Annotated in this window: 19 protein-coding genes; 6 read left to right on the top strand and 13 right to left on the bottom strand. The window is 72.8% G+C overall.

Translation table 11 applies throughout. The annotated features are described in order from the left end of the window. Positions 1–2: 2 nt before the first annotated feature. The 7 genes from H7A69_RS02140 to H7A69_RS02110 all read right to left on the bottom strand — a co-directional run bounded on the left by H7A69_RS02140 (position 3) and on the right by H7A69_RS02110 (position 6,556). On the bottom strand, positions 3–1,400 hold the full coding sequence (locus tag H7A69_RS02140) for an MSMEG_0567/sll0787 family protein (protein WP_182045533.1): 1,398 nt from the start codon (positions 1,398–1,400) through the stop codon (positions 3–5). Positions 1,401–1,410: 10 nt separating this feature from the next. After that, positions 1,411–2,490 carry an MSMEG_0568 family radical SAM protein gene (locus H7A69_RS02135; protein WP_220456172.1) on the bottom strand — a complete coding sequence of 360 codons (1,080 nt, stop codon included), beginning with the start codon at positions 2,488–2,490 and terminating at the stop codon, positions 1,411–1,413. After that, complete coding sequence (locus H7A69_RS02130) at positions 2,487–3,041, bottom strand: MSMEG_0572/Sll0783 family nitrogen starvation response protein (RefSeq protein WP_220456171.1); 555 nt, start codon at positions 3,039–3,041, stop codon at positions 2,487–2,489. Before H7A69_RS02130 ends, H7A69_RS02135 begins: the two co-directional genes overlap by 4 nt. Positions 3,042–3,187: 146 nt before the next feature. Continuing rightward, positions 3,188–4,036 carry a carbon-nitrogen hydrolase family protein gene (locus H7A69_RS02125; RefSeq protein ID WP_182045532.1) on the bottom strand — a complete coding sequence of 283 codons (849 nt, stop codon included), beginning with the start codon at positions 4,034–4,036 and terminating at the stop codon, positions 3,188–3,190. 48 nt (positions 4,037–4,084) lie between these two features. Beyond that, entirely contained in the window at positions 4,085–5,362 is a 1,278-nt protein-coding gene (locus tag H7A69_RS02120; RefSeq protein ID WP_220456170.1) for an MSMEG_0569 family flavin-dependent oxidoreductase, read from the bottom strand. Next, the gene (locus tag H7A69_RS02115; protein ID WP_259346037.1) at positions 5,359–5,649 is read right to left on the bottom strand and encodes an MSMEG_0570 family nitrogen starvation response protein; all 291 of its coding nucleotides are present in this window, start codon (positions 5,647–5,649) and stop codon (positions 5,359–5,361) included. Before H7A69_RS02115 ends, H7A69_RS02120 begins: the two co-directional genes overlap by 4 nt. A gap of 1 nt (position 5,650) precedes the next feature. Further along, positions 5,651–6,556 (bottom strand): carbon-nitrogen hydrolase family protein, encoded by a 906-nt coding sequence (locus H7A69_RS02110; protein WP_182045530.1) that lies wholly within the window; start codon positions 6,554–6,556, stop codon positions 5,651–5,653. A gap of 326 nt (positions 6,557–6,882) precedes the next feature. Between H7A69_RS02110 and H7A69_RS02105 the strand changes: the two genes are divergently transcribed. Further along, positions 6,883–7,944, top strand: coding sequence for a GAF domain-containing protein (locus H7A69_RS02105; RefSeq protein WP_182045529.1), 1,062 nt, complete (start codon positions 6,883–6,885; stop codon positions 7,942–7,944). Between the two features lie 5 nt (positions 7,945–7,949). Here H7A69_RS02105 and H7A69_RS02100 read toward each other — a convergent pair whose 3' ends face one another. Beyond that, positions 7,950–8,978: a zinc-binding alcohol dehydrogenase family protein gene (locus tag H7A69_RS02100; protein WP_182045528.1), complete on the bottom strand. Its 1,029-nt coding sequence runs from the start codon at positions 8,976–8,978 to the stop codon at positions 7,950–7,952. 143 nt (positions 8,979–9,121) lie between these two features. Here H7A69_RS02100 and H7A69_RS02095 point away from each other — a divergent pair, with 143 nt between their 5' ends. After that, entirely contained in the window at positions 9,122–9,499 is a 378-nt protein-coding gene (locus H7A69_RS02095) for a winged helix-turn-helix transcriptional regulator (protein ID WP_259346032.1), read from the top strand. A 52-nt stretch (positions 9,500–9,551) separates the two neighbouring features. Here H7A69_RS02095 and H7A69_RS02090 read toward each other — a convergent pair whose 3' ends face one another. Both H7A69_RS02090 and H7A69_RS02085 read right to left on the bottom strand, forming a co-directional pair. Continuing rightward, positions 9,552–10,586 (bottom strand): LLM class flavin-dependent oxidoreductase, encoded by a 1,035-nt coding sequence (locus H7A69_RS02090; RefSeq protein WP_182045527.1) that lies wholly within the window; start codon positions 10,584–10,586, stop codon positions 9,552–9,554. Between the two features lie 40 nt (positions 10,587–10,626). Further along, positions 10,627–11,127, bottom strand: coding sequence for a BLUF domain-containing protein (locus H7A69_RS02085; protein WP_259346031.1), 501 nt, complete (start codon positions 11,125–11,127; stop codon positions 10,627–10,629). A 132-nt stretch (positions 11,128–11,259) separates the two neighbouring features. Between H7A69_RS02085 and H7A69_RS02080 the strand changes: the two genes are divergently transcribed. Then, on the top strand, positions 11,260–11,562 hold the full coding sequence (locus tag H7A69_RS02080) for a hypothetical protein (protein WP_182045526.1): 303 nt from the start codon (positions 11,260–11,262) through the stop codon (positions 11,560–11,562). 84 nt (positions 11,563–11,646) lie between these two features. On the opposite strand, the gene H7A69_RS02075 is transcribed toward H7A69_RS02080, so the two are convergent. Both H7A69_RS02075 and H7A69_RS02070 read right to left on the bottom strand, forming a co-directional pair. Then, entirely contained in the window at positions 11,647–12,489 is an 843-nt protein-coding gene (locus tag H7A69_RS02075) for a formate/nitrite transporter family protein (RefSeq protein WP_182045525.1), read from the bottom strand. Between the two features lie 58 nt (positions 12,490–12,547). Then, positions 12,548–14,329 carry a discoidin domain-containing protein gene (locus H7A69_RS02070; RefSeq protein WP_182045524.1) on the bottom strand — a complete coding sequence of 594 codons (1,782 nt, stop codon included), beginning with the start codon at positions 14,327–14,329 and terminating at the stop codon, positions 12,548–12,550. Positions 14,330–14,469: 140 nt separating this feature from the next. On the opposite strand from H7A69_RS02070, the gene mtnN reads away from it, so the two are divergent. The 3 genes from mtnN (at position 14,470) to H7A69_RS02055 (ending at position 17,928) form a co-directional block, all read left to right on the top strand. After that, a complete protein-coding gene (gene mtnN / locus H7A69_RS02065) occupies positions 14,470–15,180 on the top strand; it encodes a 5'-methylthioadenosine/S-adenosylhomocysteine nucleosidase (protein WP_083263868.1) in 711 nt (236 codons plus the stop codon). Between the two features lie 470 nt (positions 15,181–15,650). After that, a complete protein-coding gene (locus H7A69_RS02060; protein WP_069712540.1) occupies positions 15,651–17,600 on the top strand; it encodes a potassium transporter Kup in 1,950 nt (649 codons plus the stop codon). A 112-nt stretch (positions 17,601–17,712) separates the two neighbouring features. Next, positions 17,713–17,928, top strand: coding sequence for a hypothetical protein (locus H7A69_RS02055; RefSeq protein ID WP_182045523.1), 216 nt, complete (start codon positions 17,713–17,715; stop codon positions 17,926–17,928). A 45-nt stretch (positions 17,929–17,973) separates the two neighbouring features. Here H7A69_RS02055 and H7A69_RS02050 read toward each other — a convergent pair whose 3' ends face one another. Then, the gene (locus H7A69_RS02050; RefSeq protein ID WP_182045522.1) at positions 17,974–18,852 is read right to left on the bottom strand and encodes a DUF808 domain-containing protein; all 879 of its coding nucleotides are present in this window, start codon (positions 18,850–18,852) and stop codon (positions 17,974–17,976) included. Positions 18,853–19,022: the final 170 nt, after the last annotated feature.

Here is a 19,022-nt window from a genome sequence, read left to right as displayed (position 1 = left end):
GCTCAAACCGCCGCGCTGCCGAAGCCCGTGACGCCGCCGGTCACCACCGTGGTCTCCTCACCGTCCGGCCAGCGGAGGCGGACCCCCGGCTCGCTCGTGACCTCCCCGCACTCGCGGGTGGTCGCCGCGGGGGAGGCCATCCGGCTCGCCCCGGCATCGTCCGCGGTGAGCATCGCGAATCCGGGGAAGCAGCCGAGCCAGTCCGCCGTCGCCGCGAGCCGCGGGATCGGGACGTCGGCGACGTCGAGGACGGCGCCGCCACCGGACGCCTCGGCGAGCATCCCGGCGGTGCCGACGATCCCGGCCATGCTGACGTCCTTCGCGGCCGCGGGTCGCGCGCGGCCGACGGTCGCGGCGAGGTCGCGCAGGGCGGCACGGTCCCGCCCCTCGGTGCTGTTCCACTGGGCGCCGGTGTGCCCGGTCCGCCACCCGCCGGACAGGTCCGCCGTCAGCGAGATCCGCTGGCCCGGCCGCGCGCCGCCGCCGGGCACCGGGTGCTCGGTCCGGCCGAGCGCCGTGACCGACAGCGCGGCGGGGACGCCGACCTGCGTGTGGCCGCCGATGATCGGGACGCCCCAGGCGTCGGAGGCGCGGCGCAGCCCCGACACGACCCGCGCGACGAACGAGGTGTCGCGTCCGGCGACGGCGTCGAGGAGCGCCGTGGGTGCAGCACCCATCGCGGTCAGGTCGTTGACGTTGACGAGGACGCCGCACCACCCGGCCCACTCGGGGTCCCGCTCGACCATCGACGGCAGGATCGCGTCGCACGCGGCGATCACGTCGGTGCCCGCGAGCGGTGCGCCGTCGTCGCCGACCCAGCCCGCGCCTCCCGGCCGGTCACCGGCGAACAGCGCCGCCAGGTGCGCCTTCGTCGCGTCGACGAGGCGCTGGTAGCGGTCGACGGGCCAGCGCATGCGCAGGTGCGGGACGCCGCCGAGCACCTCGCGGCCCGTGGGCTGCCAGCCGATGCGGGTGAAGAGCGCCGCTGCGCGCTCCTGCACGAGGGCGTCGAACCGCAGCGCACCGCGCTGCTCGACCAGTGCGCACGCAGCGCGGACGAGCGCCGAGCCGACCCCGGCCGCGTTCCGCGCCGCGGGACCGACGACGAGCCGACTGCCGGTCCACCAGCCGATCTCACGGACCGTGGCCGGGGCGACGCGGACGCCGCCGAGCACCGCGCCGCTGCCGTCCGTCGCGCGGGCGACGAGGACGACCGTGCGGTGGTCCTGGTCGAGGTGGTCCACGTCCGTCCGGTCGAACAGGCCCTGGTCGTCGACGAACGCGTCGTGCCGGAGCCGCCGGTACGCGGCGACCTCGACGGCGTCGGCGATCCCGACGACGAAGGGTGCGGGTGCGACCGACGCGGTGGGCGCCGGACCCATGAGCGCGGGGACCTCCATCGACGGCACGTCAGGCCCCCGTCGTGCTGAGGACGGAGCACGCGCCGCAGGCGGCGCAGCCGGCGGCCTGGTCGGCGCCGTGCATGCCAGCGGCGAGCAGCAGCGCGGAGACCCGGCGGGTGACGTCGTGCATCACGTCGCGGGACGGCGTGGTCGCCCCGTCGACGTCGACGGCGAGCGTGCCGCGGATCGGACGGAACGGGACGACGAACGGGTAGACGCCCATCTCGACGAGCTCGCCGGCCGACGCGACGAGCTCGTCCGGGTCCTCGCCCATGCCGACGATCAGGTAGGTCGAGACCTGGTTCCACCCGAAGACCCGGACGGCTTCGCGCCATGCGGCCCGGTACTCGTCGAGCGGCACGCGCGCCTTGCCGGGCGTCCAGCGGCGTCGCACGTCGTCGTCCATCGACTCGACGTGGATGCCGATGCTGCGGGCACCCGCCTCGTACAGGTCCGTGATGGTGCGGAGGTCGGCCGGGGGCTCGCACTGGACCTGGATGCCGAGCTCCGGGACGCGCTCCTTGATCGCGCGGACGCAGCGGGCGAGGTGCGTCGCGCCCCGGTCGCGCCCCTTCGAGGTGCCGGTCGTCATCACCATCTGCTCGACGCCGTCGAGCCGGACCGCTGCCTCGGCGACCTCCGCGAGCATCGCCGGAGTCTTCACCGCGATGGTGTTCCCGGCACGGAGGCTCTCCTCGATGGAGCAGAACCGACAGCGCTCGGCCTCGTCGTACCGCATGCAGGTCTGCACGACGGTGGTGGCGAGGACCTTGGCGCCGTGCAGCCGGGCGACCTGCTCGTAGCGCACGCCGTCCGCGGTCACGAGGTCGTAGAAGCGGGGGCGGGCGACGGGGTCGACGCTCAGCCCGAGGTCGGCACCGTCGAGCATGAGCTTCCCGCCCGACACGGTGTACGGGCTCGTGGCGTTCACCGGCAGTGCCGCCTGCAGTCCCTCGAACAGCACGTGGCCGTCGTCCGACGGACCGGCTCCGCCCTCGCGGTGCACCGGTGCGGCGACTCGCACACCGAGGAGGGACACCGCCACCCGGTGCCCGACGCGGTCGGTGCCGTTGTTGGTGATCGTCACGGCGTCACACCATGTAGGTGCTGTTGATGATCGCGCCCTTGCGGGGCGTAGTGGATGACGGCGTCCTGCACGTCGAGCGGGTGGCAGGGGGTGACACCGGCGATGAGGTCCTCCTCGCGGTTGCCGTGCAGGGCGAGGCCGAAGCGGCAGCAGAAGACCGTCCCGCCCTCGGCGATGAAGGTCTCGAGGGCGTTGTTGATGTTGTTCTCGCCCGGGAACCCGTCGGCGCCGGTCGTCGGGAACCCGCGGTTCGCGATGCAGTTCATGGCACCGGGTCCGTAGAAGTACAGGACGCTGGTGAAGCCCTTCCGGAGCGCCCGCGTCGCCTGGAGCACCGCGACGAACGACACCGAGGATTCGTGCGCGATGCCGTGCACGAGCTGGAAGTAGTACTGGTCCTTCGTCGCCTCGTAGTCGGGGAAGACCTTGGTGGAGCCGTAGATGTTGCTGCCCTTCGGCAGTGACGGGTGCGCGATCTCGTTGCGCGACTTCTCGGCGTTCTCCGCGACGATCGCGTCGTAGTCCGGGGTGTCGGTGGCTGCATCGGTCATCGAGTGCTCCTTGCTCTGCGTCGGGAGGCGGCGAGGAGACTGCTCCGCGCCGGTGGTCCCAGTGTTCGGGCGCGCGGTTTCGGAGTGGTTTCACCTGGAACAACGCTGCGTTTCGTCCGTGACGATTGCGTTTCCGGGGCGGACGGTCAGCCCAGGCGGTAGGCCGACGGGGAGCGCTGACGGACGTGGTCGAGCGATCGTCGGGCGCGGGCGATCGTCGCGGCGACGTCGAACTCCGCGACCGCCATGCCGCCCTTCGCCCACGTCTTGGCGACGATCTCGCCGCCGGGGTCGACGATCTTCGCCTGCCCCAGGAACCGGAGGTCGCCGAGCACCCCGGTCTGGTTCGAGGACACCAGGACGACCTGGTTCTCCGCCGCACGGGCGCAGTCGTACAGGTCGAACAGGTGCGCCTGCCGGTCGGAACGGATCCGGTCGGAGCGGTCGGTGACGCTGGCCGGCCAGGCGCTCAGGCAGGCCAGGACCTCGGCGCCGTCGAGGGCCAGCGTGCGGGCCGCCTCCGGGAAGGTCTTGTCGAAGTCGATGAGCATGCCGACGCGACCGACGGGGGTGTCGAAGGCGCGGAACTCGTCGCCCGGCCGGTAGGCCTCGGACTCGCCGAGCGGCAGGTGCACCTTCCGGTGCGTGCCGAGCACCCCGTCGCCGGTGAGGCAGACCGCGGTGTTGTACCGCACGGGCTCGCCCCCGACGTCGCCGCGTTCGGAGATGCCGAAGCAGATCGTCATGTCTCCGGCCATCTCCTGGACGGCACGGACCTCGGCGCCGTCGAGGTCGATTGCGCCGGGGATCCCGTCCTCGGTCGCGGCCGGGCGGTGGAGGTCGAGCAGGTAGCCGCCGATGGTCGCGTCGGGCAGGACGAGCAGGTCCACGCCGCGCTCCCGGGCCTGTTCGACGATGCCGGGCAGCTTGGTGAGCGTGCGCTGCACGTCGCGGCCGAAGTGCGCGGCCACCGCTGCCATCCTCACGGTCGTCACACGGTCAGCGTAGGGCGAGGTGTCCGTTCCGGCGCCGGCGACCGCCGATCAGCGCGTCGGCGCGGGCACCGCGGGGCGCACCGTCGCGGTGACGACCCCGGCGACGTGCTCCGCGTCGCGTGCGACCGCGTGGAAGCGGCCCGATCCCCAGGTGTGCATCCACGGCAGGCCGATGAACTGGAATCCAGGGACCTCGGTGACGCCGCGGTCGTGCACCGGCATCGACTCGGCGTCGAGGACGCCCAGGTCCCCGAGCCACGACCAGTCGGCCCGGAACCCGATCGCCCACACGACCGTGCCGATCGCGTCCAGCGGCAGGGCCGGCGGAGCACCGGGTGCGGTGTCGTCCGGCCGCCACACCGGCACGTACCGGGGCTCCTGCGGCACGTCGAGCCCGACACGGTCGATGTACCGGTCGATGTCGTCCTTGATCGACTCGGCCACGGAGTCGGCGTGGTCGAGGTCCGCGGCGAGGCCGCCGCCGAACGTCACGCCGCCGTCCGCGATGCCGGTCGCGCGTCCGTGCAGGTGCATCCCCTGGAGGGCGAAGGCGCGGAGGTCGACGTCGCGGCCACCACCACGGCCGGTGACGTAGTGGTTCGTCGACTCCCGCTTGGCGAGCCCCCGCGTGGCGACCGGGACGTCGTACACGCCCATCTCCGCGAGCCAGGTCATGCAGTCGCGTCCGCGGTAGGAGCGAGCGACACGGGGGGCGCGACCGAGCGCCAGGTGGACCTCGCGGCCCTCGAGCAGCAGGTCCTCGGCGATCTGCGTGCCGGACTGCCCCGTCCCCACCACGAGCACCGCCCCGTCGGGCAGCGACCGGGCGTTGCGGTACTCGTGCGAGTGCACCTGGTGCACCCGCGCGGGCAGCTCGTCCGCCCACGTCGGGACGACGGGCCGGTGGTAGCCGCCGGTGGCGGAGGTCACCGTGTCGGCCGTGACGGTCCCCGCGGAGGTCCGCACCGTGAACCCGCCGCCGGCCCGCCGCTCGACCCGCTCGACCGCGATGCCCTCGGCCACGGGGGCGTCGAAGGTGTCGGCGTACCGACGGACCCAGGCGTACGTCTCGTCGCGCGTCATGAAGCCGTCGGGGTCGGAGCCGTCGTACGGGTACCCCGGCAGGCGGCAGTGCCAGTTGGGTGTGACCAGGGTGAACGCGTCCCAGCGGCCGTCACGCCACTCGTGCGCCACGGTGTCGCGCTCGATCACGACGTGGTGGACCCCGGAGGCCACGAGCCCGTGGCTCACCGCGAGGCCGGCCTGTCCGCCCCCGACGACGACGGCCTCGAAGTGGTCGCCGTCGCGGAGCGTGACGGCGATCACGCGGGCGCTCCGTCGAGCGGCGGTTCCATCCGGAGCACCACGACCTCGCCGTCGTCCACGCCCCGCGCGGCGTCGGCGATCTCCTGCCGGGTGTGGGCGGCGGACGTGCAGGCGAACCCGAACCGGGCACGGACCCGCTCGCTCGCGATGTCGAGCGCCCGGTCCGCGCGGTCGACGAACTCCGCCACCGGGTAGGTGCCGCCGACCTCGAGGTGGTCGTGGACGACGAGACTGGGGGAGTAGTAGGAGGCCTCCGAGCCGTCCGGCCACCGGACGGCGAAGTGCATCTCAGGCACGGGCGAGCTCCCGCCACCCGTTGACCGAGGCCGACTCCGACTCGGCGACCGGGCCGTAGAGGTCGGGGCGGCGATCGCGCAGGTGGAACATGCCGCCGCGCATCGCCCGGAAGGTCCCCTCGACGTCGATCTCCGCGACCGCGAGTCCGGCGTCGAGGAGGGTGTTCGCGAGCACGTTCCCGCCGGGGTCCACCACCTTCGCGTTCCCGACGTAGCGGAGGGATCCGAAGGTGCCCGACTGGTTCGACGCCATCCAGAACACCTGGTTGTCGAGCGCCCGTGCGACGTCGAAGGTGTTGTGCCGGTACGTCCACCGGTCGTCCTGCAGGTCCTCTGCGGTGGCGGTGCGTGCCGCGGGCCAGGCGGAGAGGCTGACGATGACCTCCGCGCCGTCCAGGGCGAGCATCCGAGCGGCCTCCGGGAAGGCCTTGTCGTAGCAGATCTGCAGACCGACCCGGGCGAGCGGGGTGTCGAACGCGGCGTAGGAGTCGCCGGCCGCGTACGACATGTGCTCCCCGAGCGGCTGGTGCACCTTCCGGTAGGAGCCGTAGACCCGGCCGCCGTCGAGGCATGCTGCCGCGTTGTAGCGCGTCACGCCGTCGTCGTCGAGCTCGCAGAAGCCGATGGCGACGAGGGTGTCGCCGGCGAGCTCCTGGATGCGCCGGATCTCCGGCCCGTCCAGACGGATCGCCGGGGGCAGCGAACGCTTCGTCGTCGCGACGGTGTCCCCGTGGTTGCCGAGCGACGACAGGTACCCGCCGATGGCCGCCTCGGGGAAGGCGACGAACTGCACGCCCTGCGCCCGGGCGTCCTGCAGCGTCTGCTCGATGAGTGCGAAGTTCTGGTCGAGGTCCCGGGTGAAGTTCGCCGAGACCGACGCGACCGTGATGGGTGGCATGGTGCTCCTGCAGGTCGGTCGACGACACCCGGACCACGCGGAGGTCGGCGGTCTCGTCTGGTCGGACGCGTCCGACGACTGTCGGGCGGTGCGGGGAGAAGCGTTGCAACCAGTCTGCGGAGCGGGTGTTTCCGGATGGTTTCGAGCGGAATGAGAGTCTGTTACCGGGAACCGCGCTGATCGTCACCGGGTCCGCGTGCAACGGATCGCGCGTCCCCGTCCGCGTGTCTACCGTCGAGGCCACGCCGGCGCGCGCCGGCCGCACACCGAAGTGCTCCCCGGACCGCGGCGGTCCCGGAGCAGCTGTCTCGAGAGGGATACCGACGATGACGATGACGGAACCACCACGACCCACCCACCGCCCGCTCCCGACCCGCGTCGTCACGGCGTCGGCCGGTGGCTCGGACCCCGATCGGATCCTCGTGTTCGGCGATGCGGTCCTCGCGCCGGGGGAAGCGCTCCACGACGCCGCCCGCCTGGTGGCGGACGCGGTGGCCGCACGGTCCGGTCGGGGTGCCGACGTCACCGCGGTGCCCTGGTCGAGCTGGTCCGAGCAGACGCTGCTCTCGGCCGTGAGCGGGCTGCAGGTCGCCAACCACGACGTGGTGGTGGTCTGCCTCTCCGGCAGCGTCGTCCACAGTCGCACGACCACCACGGCCGTCGTCGGAGCCGCCGAGGAGGCCCTCGTCCTGGTCGACCAGCTCCGGCCACGGCTGGCGCCGAACGCCGAGGTCGTGGTCGCCCTGGCCCTCACGGAGGACCAGGGTGCCCTCTCGGCGGCGCTGCAGCGGGCCCGGCCGGACCTGGTCGTCCTCGACCTCGACCCCGACGCGCTCACGTCGGTCCCGCCGCTGTTCCTGGAGGTGACGCACCTGCTCCTCGAGCAGCAGCGTGCCCGAGCCGGGAGCCCCCAGTGGCGCCGTTCGACGCCGCAGCCGTTCGAGCACCGCTACGAGGCGATCCGCCGCCTGGGGATCGTGGATGCCCCGGCTGATGCTGCACTGGACCGGATGGTGCAGCGGATGACCGAGCTCTTCCACACGAGGGGCGCCGCGATCACGTTCCTGCCGGAGGGGCGCCAGTGGTCCGCTGCGAGCCTGTGGATCCCGCGGGGGAACGGCGCCCTGCAGGACTCCTTCTGCCGGTCGACGGTGTTGGGGTCCGGGCCGATGGTCATCGGGGACGCCTGGGACCCGGACCGTCCGCAGGTGGCACGTCGGGGGCGGATCCGCTTCTACGCCGGCCATCCGCTCGAGGACATGGACGGGACCCGGGTCGGCGCGGTCTGCGTGTTCGACCCCGAGCCGCGGCGCGAGGACACCGTGGAGCGCGACCTGTTGCGGGACTTCGCCGTCCTCGCCCGGGACACCCTGTACCGCTGGGCGTGACGGACTCAGTCCTCCGGTTCGTCCGTCACGACGACCTTCCCGATCACGCGTCCGCCCTCGACGAGCCGGTGCGCCTCGCGCAGGGTCTCGGCGGTGATCGGCCGCAGGACGGTCGTCGCGGTCCCGCGGATGCGTCCGGCGTCGACGAGGTCCGCGATCCGGTCGAGGATGCGGTGCTGCTCCGCCAGGTCGGCGGCGCCGTGCAGGGATCGGGCGAACATGAACTCCCAGTGCCAGGTGAGTGCCTTGGACTTGAGCGCGACGACGTCGACCTGCTCGGGGTCGTCGATCGCGACGACCTGCCCGAAGGTGCGGAGGACGCGCTCGTACACGGGGAGCTGCCCGGTCGAGTTCGTCGTCAGGATCCACTCGATGCCGTCCGGAGCGAGCTCGAGGACCTGCGCGGCGAGGTCACCGTGGTGGTCGACGACGTCGTGGGCGCCGAGGTCACGCACCCACGCCTCGCTCTCCGGACGTGACGCCGTGGCGATGACGCGCACCCCGGGCAGCAGGGCGCGGACGAGCTGGATCGCGATCGACCCGACACCGCCCGCACCGCCGACGACCAGCAGGGTGCCCGTGGCCTCCGGCGCGATCCGGAGCTTCTCGAACAGGCTCTCCCACGCGGTGATCCCGGTGAGCGGGAGCGCGGCGGCCTCGGTGTGGGACAGGGTCGACGGCTTCCGGCCGACGACGCGTTCGTCGACGAGCTGCAGCTCGGCGTTGCTGCCCGGTCGGTCGATCGCACCGGCGTACGAGACCTCGTCCCCCGGCGCGAAGAGCGTGACCGCCCCACCGACGGCGCGGACGGTGCCGGAGGCGTCGAAGCCGAGCACCCGCAGGCCGTCCTCCGGCTCGGCGCCGCCGCGGAGCTTCACGTCGACCGGGTTGACCGAGACCGCGCGGACCTCGACGAGCAGGTCGTGGGGCCCGGGCACCGGTCCGGGGATGGTCGTGGACACCAGGCTGTCGGTGCTGGTGACGGGCAGTGCGGCTGTCTGTGCGATCGCTCGGATCTCGTTCGTGGTGGTCACGCCACCACTGTGCACCCTGTCACGTGGTCACCCGCAAGGGGTCCTGGTCACCCTCGGGTGACCGAGGAAGCCCAGGTCGGGAGCCGTACCCGGCGGGGACCGGACGGCTCGCCCGGCACCGGGTCGACGGGTACAGTGCCGGGGTGAGCACGTCGACGAGCGATGTCCCCGGCACCGAGCACGTGCTCGACTCCCGCGACCGGGACGACGTCTACGCCGCAGCCTGCCCGTGCCGGTCGATGCTCGACCTGCTCGCGAACAAGTGGACGGCGCTCGCCATCGGCGTCCTCGAGGGCGGCCCGCATCGGTTCGGTGAACTCCGTCGCCGGTTGCAGGGTCGCAGTCCGAAGGTGCTCTCCGCGTCGCTGAAGCGGCTGGAGGGTGCCGGGCTCGTCAGCCGGACGGTGTTCGCCGAGGTGCCGCCACGGGTCGAGTACGCGTTGACGCCGCTCGGCCGGGGAGCCGCGGTGCCCCTGGCGGACCTGCGGGACTGGGTGGAAGCGAACGTGCCGCGACACTGAGGCCGGACCTGCGTCCTGCCGGACCTGCGCCCTGCCGGGCGGAGCGGCACGGTCAGGGTGCGACCGACCCCGTCCGCGGCGCCCACCCGAGCTCCGGCCCCAGCCGCTCCGCGATGTCCGACACGATCTGGGCGTACTCGTCGGCCTCGAACGAGAACGGCAGCGCGAACGCCACCTCCGTCGCCACCTGGTACCCGGCGTCGGCGCGCAGGCGGTCGGCGATCTCGGCCGAGGTCCCGACGAGGTCCGCGGCGAACAGCAGCCCGGCCGGCCCCTGGGGGACGCCGACCCGCTCCGACCGCGCCGCGACGTACGCCCGGTACCGCGCCTCCTGCTCCGCCGTCGCGGTGTCCGTCGGGATGACCACGAGGCCCTGCGAGATCCGGGCACGCCCGCGGTCCGGGTGTGCGTCGAGGTAGGCCTCGACCTGCGCGCGCTGGTTCGTCGCGAAGTCGTTGCCCGCCTCGGCGCGCGTGACGCTCGAGGTGAGCAGGTGGAAGCCGTTCTCCGCCGCCCAGACGGCGGAGCGCGTGCTGCCGGTGCCGTACCAGATGCGATCGGCGAGCCCGGGGCTCTGCGGTTGGACGGTCGTCGCGAACTCCTCGATCCCGCGGCGCTGGACGCCGTCCGTCACCGGGTCGCCGCGCACGAGGTCGCGGAAGCGCAGGAGCCGCTCGTTGCCGAGGTCCTCGTGCTCGGCGGTGTCCGGGTGGATCGCGTCGCGGTACAGGTCGTAGTGCATGGGGGTCCCCACCGAGAACCCCGCCTGCAGACGTCCACCGAGCAGGACGTCGACGGTGCCGAGGTCCTCGGCGAGCCGGAACGGGTTCTCGGCACCGATCGGGGTGACGGCCGTCCCGAGCGCGATCCGGGAGGTCCGCTGCGACGCGGCCGCCATGACCGCGACGGGGGAGGAGATGCCGTGCTGCAGGTGTCGGTGCCGCAGCCACGCGCTGTCGTAGCCGAGCGACTCGGCCCGCTCGATCACGCGGAGGGTCTCCTCGTGGCCGGCGGCGGGGTCGGCCGGGTCGAAGGACCCGAGGGTCAGGAAGCCGAGGCGTTCGAGCGGTCGTCCGTCGGAGGGCATGCCCCGATCGTCCCAGACGGACGTCCCGGCGGCACGGCGATCACCGGGGGCGGGCGGTCCCGACGCCGGACGCGGCGGTCGGCTGGTGCTCCCGGAACCAGCGCAACAGCTCGCGCAGCTCGGGCAGGTTCGGCCCGAGCCGGTGGTCGTCCGGGATGAAGTCGATGTCGTCGAAGGTCGTGCGGTGCCCGGGGACCTCGGCGCGCTGCAGCGTGTCCTCGGCGGCGTAGCCCATCGTCCACTCGGGGAACTGCCGCGTCGGCACGTCCTCCTCGAGCAGCACGGTGACGTGCTCGTGGCGGGGGTCCTCCGCGATGAACGCCATCTTCTCGCGGACCGCGGTCGCCGGGCCCTCGAGCAACTGCAGGAACCGGTGGTCCTTGAACAGGAGCAGACCCGTGACCCCCGCGACGGCGTTCGCCCGGCGGGAGTGCGCGAGGAGCTCGTCGAGGTCGTCGAGCCCGAAGCCGACGACCGCGCGGCTCGCGTAGACGAGGGACAGCAGGGGCTGCTGCGGCTGTTCCGGGGTGACGGGGTGCACGCTCCCACTCAACCCGTGCTCGCCGGGAAGCCGCCCGGGACCGGGCCGGACCGGACCCGGACCGCGGCTGGCGAGCAGCGACGTCCCCCGGCTTCCTGTGACCCTCGGCAGGTGCGGCTCTACGGTGGAGCGATGCGTGAGGAACTCGAGGCAGCCCTGCTGGTGCACAGCACGTCGCCGCTGCCCGAGGGCGTGGACCGTGCGAGCGTGTGCGACCCGGAGCTCCCGAGTGCGGAGATCGTCGGCTGGGCCACGCTGGTCGCCGCCGGCGTCCCGCTGTCGGCATCCGAGCAGCAGCGGCTCGCGGACACCGCGGCGGACGCCTTCGCGCTGATCGCGCTGCTCCCCGTGACGGTCCGCCCGTACTTCGCCCGACTCGGCCTCATCGCGACGCTCGCGTCCGCGCTGGCCGTCGCCACCCCCGCCGCTCACTGACCCCTCCGGCGCAGCGGGACCCCGTGCCGGACGGGAGGCGCGTGGCGGCGCCGCCACGCGCCTCCCGTCCGTCACGTGTCGGCGTCAGCCCTGCTCGCGCGCCCCGCGGTCGGGTGCGTCCGGCGCGGTGCGCCGCCGGCCCTGGAGCAGGTCGGCGGACCGGATGATCCGCAGCGACGTGACGAGCACGACCCCGCCGAGCACGTTGAACAGCAGCGTGTAGCCGAACCACCCGAGCCACTGCCCGTAGGTGATCGACGACCCCGCCTGGATCGCGCCGAACACGAGCAGCGAGTCGAGGATCGAGTGGAAGAGCTGCAGGCCGGCGAGCAGGAAGCCGCCGACCACGGCGGCGACGAGCTTCGCGGGGTCCGAGTCGGTGCCCTGCTGCATGCGGGTCATCAGCGTGATCGTGCTGCCGCCGAGCACCGCGAGCACGACGGCCTGCAGCCCGAAGGGCGTGTCGACGTAGTGCCGTGCCGACTCCTCGAGCACCGTGTGCCACTGCGGGAACGCCTGCACGACGAGCCACATCACCACCCAGCCGCCGGCGAGGTTGCTGAGCAGGGTCCCGAGCCAGAGCCGCAGGAGCTGACCGACGGTGCCCTCGCGGGCGATGAGCGCCACGATCGGCATGAGGAAGTTCTCGGTGAAGAGCTCGCTGTGCGCCAGGTGCAGGGCGATCAGCCCGACGCTGAAGGCCAGTCCCGCGAGCAGGTGGCTGTCGGTCTCGTGCAGCACGGCGAGGTAGCCCATCACCCCGAGCCCGATCTCGAGGCCCCCGGCGAACCCGGTCGCCAGGACCACGCGCGTCGTCCGCTGCAGTCGTTCGGCACCCTCGTCGACCACGGCGTCGAAGGACTCCTCGATCTCGTCCTCGACGGGTGCGTCGCCCTCGCCGACCTCGCGGCGTCGATCATCGGTCACCGGTCCGACCGTAGCCCCCTCGGCCCTGCGGATGTCGGCGACGGGGCGCGTCCCGACGTCAGCGCACCCGCACCGAGGTCGTCCCGATGCCGACGTTGCCGTGCCCGTCGAGGGCGTAGACGGCGATCTTCCACGCACCCGGGGTCGTGGGTGCGGTGACCCGGAGGGAGCCGTCCACGGCGCGTGTGACCGGCGTCTCCCGCTGGGCTCCGTTGCCGTCGATGTACCGGCTCGACGTGTACGCGCGCCAGGTGAGCGCGTCGCCGTCGGGGTCCGAGACCGGGGCGGTGACGGTCACCGTCGCGCCGGGGGCGACGCCGGTCGACGGGCTCGCGGTGGTGGTGCCGACGACGGGCGGCCGGTTGCCGGCGACGGTGCCGCGGTACGCCTGCTGCACCGCGTACCAGGACGGCCGCTTGAGCCCGTCGGTGCGGAGGTTCAGCCAGACGCCCGGCTCGTCGTTCTCGACGCCGTAGTGGAACATCGTCGCGCCGAGGGCGACGCCGGTTGCCGCGGTGACGGCACGCCACGCGTCCGTGTAGGCCTGCGCGGTGGCGGTCTCGTCCGGCTGGCGGGGCACGCCGTTCGCGTCGCTCGGGACCTCCCACGACCCGGCCGGGCCGGTCTCCGTGACCAGGTACGGCTTCGTGTAGCCGCCGTCGCGCCACTTCTGCTGGACCCAGCCGATGCCGCCGTAGGAGTTCACGGCGTAGAGGTCGAGGCTCGGCGTGTACCGCTGGTAGTAGTCCCACGCGCCGGTCCAGGCGTCCGTCGAGGTCACCGGGTGGGCCGGGTCGGCGCGGTGGATCGCCTGCACGACCTGCTCGACGTACTTCGCGTACGCGATGCGCTGGGCCTCGCCCTGGCCGAGCATGACCTCGTTGCCGACGTCCCACATCAGCAGCCCGCCGTGGTCGCGGTACGACGTCACCGTCCTCGTGATGCTCGCGAGCGTGTCGGCCTTGTACTCCGTGTCACCGACGTAGTCCGCCCCCTGGTCGAGCCAGAGCCCGGCGACGACCCGGATGCCGTGTGCCCGCGCGGCGTCGAACAGCTGCGCGGAGGACGCGTCGGTGCCCCAGGTCCGCACGGTGTTGACGCCCATGCCCGCGATGTCGTCCATGTAGTCCGCAGCCTGGGTGTTCGACGGGCCGTACGTCACGCCCTTCACGAGCCACGGCTTCCCGTCGACCGTGAGCTGCCACGCCCCCTGGGTGCCGGTGACCCGCACGCCCGTCGTCGGGGTCGTCGGGGTCGGGGTCGGGGTGGGCGTCGGCGTCGCGCTCGGCGGAGCCGTCGGGGTCGGGCTCGGTGTTGCCGCGGGCACGGTGCCGTAGACCTGGAACTCCCAGAGCGAGTACCCGTGCTGGGTGCCGCGCTGCACGCCGAGCATCCGCACGTAGCGGCCGCTGCCGGACAGGTCCGTCGTGACGACCCCGCCCTTGCCCGAGCGGGTGCTCGACACCGTGCGCCAGGTCTTCGCGTCCGCCGACACCTGGATGTCGTAGGCCTTCGCGTAGGCGACCTCCCACCGGAGCACCACGCGCGAGATCGTCGCCGTCCGACCGAGGTCGACGCGGAGCCACTGCGCGTCGCTCCGGGCGCTCGCCCAGCGGGTGCTCGTGCTGCCGTCGACGGCCTTGCCCGGAGCCCTGCCGGTCGCGTCGCTCGACGACGCCACGGCCGGTCGGCCCTGCGACAGCAGCGTCGGGGCGGCGCTCGCCGCCGGACCCCTGGTCGCCACGAGCAGTGCGGCGAGCAGGACGACGGCGAGCACCGCGGCGGCGACCCGTACGGTCGTGCCGGCGGTCCTGCCGAGGGTGGTGGTGACGGCGCGCATCGGGCCCCTTCCGATCGTGACGAGCGCAACGGTACGGACACCGTTCCGCGGCGGTCAACGGGGCGCCGACGCCCCAGTCCGAGGGGCCGGCCGGGGTCGATCCGTCCCGCGACGTCCGGGCCGCGTGCGAGGATCGGTCGGTGCAGCCCGAAGGAACCCCCGTCGCCGTCGTCATCGCCGCGATGACCGAGGAGCTCTCCGCCGTCGCCGACCTGCTCGGCGGCGTCGTCATCGACGACGGACCCGTGGGCGGCCACGACGAGCACCACCTGCTCGACGTCGACGGGTCGCTCGTCGCCCTCCGCCGCAGCGGCATCGGCTTCACCAACGCGACCGCGGCGGTCGCGCACTGCTTCCACGACTTCGGGACCGTCCCGGTGCTGAGCGTCGGCACGGCCGGCGGCCTCGAGCGCGGCATCGAGATCGGCGACGTCGTGGTGGGCGACCACTACGTCAACATCAACGCGGACGCCACCGCGTTCGGCTACGCCCTCGGCCAGGTGCCGGGCATGCCGCCCCGCTACGACCCGGACGCCGGGATGCTGGCGCGTGCCGCCGCGGCCGACACGCCGTACCGCGTGCGCGTCGCGTCGATCGGGTCGAGCGAGGTCTTCGTGACCGACGCGCGTGCCCGGGACCTGCGCGTGACGTTCCCGACGATCGCGGCGGTCGACATGGAGTCAGCGGCGATCGCGCAGTTCGCACACGTCCACCGCATGCCGTTCCTGTCGATCCGGGGGATCAGCGACCTCTGCGCGCCGGACGGCGACGAGTTCCGCGAGCACCTCGACGACGCGTCGGCGCGCGCCGCGCGCGTCGCGCACGACGTGCTGCTGGACCTGGCGGTCTGACCGGGGCCACGCTCCGCGCCCGGCACCGACGACGGACGGGAGGCGCGGTGCGCGTCCGCACCGCGCCTCCCGTCCGCCGTCCGCTCGCCCTGCCCGGTCTGGTCCGTCGGTCGGGTCAGCGGGTCGGCGGGTCAGCAGGTCCGGGGGTCAGCGTCGGCGTCGGCTGCTCAGCAGCCCGCCGAACACCAGCGCCGCCGCGATGACGAACACGATCAGCTGGACCGGTTGGAAGCCGTCGAGGTCCATGGAGTGCTCCTTCCGCACGCGCGGGCGCCCACGCGTCCCGCGTCGGTCCGTACGGTAGGTCGCCGTTCCTGTACGCGTCGAGGGGACGGGGTACGACCCCTGCACACCAGCCGGTCCCCGCACCCGTGCCACCCCTTGGGCGTCCGCTGCGAGCCGCAGGGCCGCGGCGGTGCGATGATGATCCGCGGCCGTCGCCCGGACGGCCCTGCACGGAAGAGACGAGCGTGACCGAGACCCGCTCCCAGACACCGACGACCGACGGTGTCGACGCGCCCTCGCACGGCCCCGCGAAGGGTGTCGCCGCCCTGGCGCTCGCCGCCCTCGGCGTGGTGTTCGGCGACATCGGCACCAGCCCGCTCTACGCCCTGCGCACGGTCTTCACCATCGACGGCGGCCTCGTCAAGGCGAACCAGGAGGACGTGTACGGCGTCATCTCCATCATGTTCTGGAGCGTCACGATCGTCGTCTCGATCAAGTACGTGCTCGTGCTCATGCGCGCCGACAACGACGGCGAGGGCGGGGTCATGGCACTCGCCGCGCTCGCACGGCGGCTCTACGCCAAGCGTCGCGGGGGAGCGACGGTCTTCCTCGTGATCGGCATCATCGGCGTCTCGCTCTTCTACGGCGACTCCGTGATCACCCCGGCGGTGTCGGTGCTCTCCGCGGTCGAGGGCCTGTCCACCGCCGCCCCCTCCGTCGAGCACCTCATCGTGCCGATCGCCGCGGTCATCCTCGTGCTGCTGTTCGTCGTGCAGAAGTTCGGCACCGGCAAGGTGGGCAACCTCTTCGGGCCGGTCATGCTGCTGTGGTTCGTCGTCATCGCCGCTGCGGGCGTGCCGCACATCGTCGCGCACCCCGGCGTGCTGCAGGGCCTGTCGCCGACCTGGGCGATCGCGTTCCTCGTCGCGCACCCGTACATCACGTTCGTGGCGATGGGCGCGGTCGTGCTCGTCATCACGGGTGCCGAGGCCCTCTACGCCGACATGGGCCACTTCGGCCGGCCGGCGATCCTGCGGGCCTGGTTCTTCGTCGTCTTCCCCGCGCTCGTGCTGAACTACCTCGGGCAGGCATCGCTCGTGCTCGAGGACCCGGCGGCCGCGAAGGACCCGTTCTTCCTGCTCTTCCCGGACGCCCTGCAGATCCCGGTGGTCGTGCTCGCGACGATGGCGACGGTCATCGCCAGCCAGGCCGTCATCTCGGGGGCGTTCTCGCTGACCCGCCAGGCGATCCAGCTCGGGCTCCTGCCGCCGCTGACGATCCGGCAGACCTCGCGCGACGAGGGCGGCCAGATCTACCTGCCGGCCGTCAACCTGCTGCTGTTCATCGGCGTGATGGCGATCATGCTCGCGTTCCGGTCGTCCGCCAGCCTGGCGACCGCGTACGGGGTGTCCGTGACCGGTGCGCTCGTCGTCGACACGCTCCTGCTGCTCCTCGTGGTCAAGCCGCTCTGGCACTGGGCGACGTGGAAGCTCGTGCTCGCCGCGGTCGTGTTCGGCGGCCTCGAGCTGACGTTCCTCGCCGGCAACCTGTCGAAGATCCTGCACGGAGGGTGGGTGCCGCTGCTCATCGCGCTCGCCGTCATCACGCTCATGACGACGTGGCGCCGCGGTCGCCAGCTCGTGCAGGACGAACGCAAGGAGCGCGAGGGGTCCCTCGCCGACTTCATCGACCGGATCAACACGAAGCACGTCCCGCGGGTGCAGGGGATCGCGGTGTTCCCGCACCCGAACAAGGAGACCACCCCGCTGGCGCTGCGGGCCAACGTGGAGCACAACCACGTGGTGCACCGCACGGTCCTCATCGTGTCGGTCCTGACGGCGAACGTGCCGCACGTGCCGCACTCCCGGGCGTTCTTCCGCGACGACCTCGGCTACGAGGACGACGGCATCGACCACATCACCGTGAAGTTCGGCTTCTCGGACGACCAGGACCTGCCGCGGGCCCTGCACGCCGCGTGCCTGGCCGAGGTGCTCGACATCGACCCGGACGACATGGCGAAGGCGTCGTACTTCATCTCGCGCGGGGCACTCCGGCCGCAGCCCGGCAACGGCGGCATGGCCCGGTGGCGGAAGAAGCTCTTCGTCGGTCTCGCCCACAACGCCGCCGATCCCGCGGCCCGCTTCGGGCTGCCGGCGCAGCGCACCGTGACGATGGGCAGCGACGTCGAGATCTGACGCCGGACACCACCGCGGTGCCGGACCTGGGCACGGTCCAGGACCACGGCGTACCGTCCGACTGGTCGTTCCGCCGTACGGGCTCCCGCGGCACCGAGCGGAAGCCGCAGCGATGATGCACCAGCACAACCTCACCTGGCGTCAGGACACCGAGACCTCGTGGTCGGCGGTGGCCGGTGACCGGGTCGTGGCACGCATCTCGCTCGAGCGGCAGTACGAGCTCACCTCGGCCGACGGCGCGGTCCGCGGGTCGCACAGTGCCCTCGGCAGTGCGCAGGCGCAGCTCGAGGCCTGGTACCAGTGGGAGTCGTCGGTCGACGGTCACTGACCTGCAGGGCACCCGCTCCGGGGCGACCTCGCCGCCGCGCGGCGGTCAGTGCGCGGACGAGCCCCGCAGGCGTCCGATGCCGAGCACGATCCCGACGACGACCATCCCGAGGACGAGTCCGACCACGGCGGACACGGCGGTGTCCACGATCCAGGTGACCACGGGCCCGGCGGCCTCGACCGCGTGCTCGACGACGTGCAGCAGGTCGTACGGGCCGGACCAGAACGTGTCCGCGAGGTTCGCGATGACGAGGTGCCCACCGACCCAGAGCATCGCGACGGTGCCGACGACGCTGAGCACGCGGAACACCGTCGGCATCGCGTCCACCAGTCGGGTGCCGGCGCGTCGGGTCCGGGCGGACGGGCTCGCCGTCATCCGGACACCGATGTCGTCGATCTTCACGAGGAGCGCGACGGCGCCGTAGACCAGGACCGTCATGCCGAGGCCGATGACGGCGAGCGCGCCGAGGGTCGGCCAGAACCCGAGGTCCGGGTCGAGGCTCGCGAGCCCGATGAGCATGATCTCGGTGCTGAGGATCAGGTCGGTCCGGATCGCCCCGAACACGAGTCCCTTCTCGGCGACGGTCTCGGTGCCGGCGGACCCGTGGTGCATCCCGAACCACTCGGTCACCTTCTCGGCGCCCTCGAAGCACAGGTAGGTGCCGCCGACCAGGAGCAGCCAGGGCAGCACCCCCGGCGCGAACGCGGACAGCAGCAGCGCCAGCGGGATGATGATGACGAACTTGTTGAACAGGCTGCCGAGCGCGATGCGCCCGACCACCGGGAGTTCGCGTGCGGGCTCGAGCCCCTGGACGTACTGCGGTGTCACGGCGGCGTCGTCGATGACGACCCCGGCGGTCTTCGCACTGGCCTTGAGGGCCGCGGAGAGGATGTCGTCCACCACGGCGAGCAACCCGACTGACATGTCGCTCACCCTACTGGAGGGCTGCACGTCCTCTCAGCGACGGTGGCGCAGACCGCTGTGACCCCAGACGGGGGCACGCGGCGCGATCCGCGCACGGTTCCACTGACGGACGCGGTCGCGGAGCCGACACGGCAGGACGGACCCGAGCACCACCACCCACACCGCCGACG

This window comes from Curtobacterium sp. ME26, from assembly GCF_903970945.1.
Classification (GTDB): Bacteria; Actinomycetota; Actinomycetes; order Actinomycetales; family Microbacteriaceae; genus Curtobacterium; species Curtobacterium citri.
This window is presented reverse-complemented; position numbering and strand designations above follow the sequence as displayed.

Coding starts and splice junctions, on each gene's coding strand:
- H7A69_RS02055 (WP_182045523.1), top strand. CDS start 17,713: ATGATGCACCAGCACAACCTCACCTGGCGTCAGGACACCGAGACCTCG.
- H7A69_RS02110 (WP_182045530.1), bottom strand. CDS start 6,556: ATGCCACCCATCACGGTCGCGTCGGTCTCGGCGAACTTCACCCGGGAC.
- H7A69_RS02130 (WP_220456171.1), bottom strand. CDS start 3,041: ATGACCGATGCAGCCACCGACACCCCGGACTACGACGCGATCGTCGCG.
- H7A69_RS02070 (WP_182045524.1), bottom strand. CDS start 14,329: ATGCGCGCCGTCACCACCACCCTCGGCAGGACCGCCGGCACGACCGTA.
- H7A69_RS02050 (WP_182045522.1), bottom strand. CDS start 18,852: ATGTCAGTCGGGTTGCTCGCCGTGGTGGACGACATCCTCTCCGCGGCC.
- H7A69_RS02105 (WP_182045529.1), top strand. CDS start 6,883: ATGACGATGACGGAACCACCACGACCCACCCACCGCCCGCTCCCGACC.
- H7A69_RS02080 (WP_182045526.1), top strand. CDS start 11,260: ATGCGTGAGGAACTCGAGGCAGCCCTGCTGGTGCACAGCACGTCGCCG.
- H7A69_RS02090 (WP_182045527.1), bottom strand. CDS start 10,586: ATGCCCTCCGACGGACGACCGCTCGAACGCCTCGGCTTCCTGACCCTC.
- H7A69_RS02115 (WP_259346037.1), bottom strand. CDS start 5,649: ATGCACTTCGCCGTCCGGTGGCCGGACGGCTCGGAGGCCTCCTACTAC.
- H7A69_RS02140 (WP_182045533.1), bottom strand. CDS start 1,400: ATGGAGGTCCCCGCGCTCATGGGTCCGGCGCCCACCGCGTCGGTCGCA.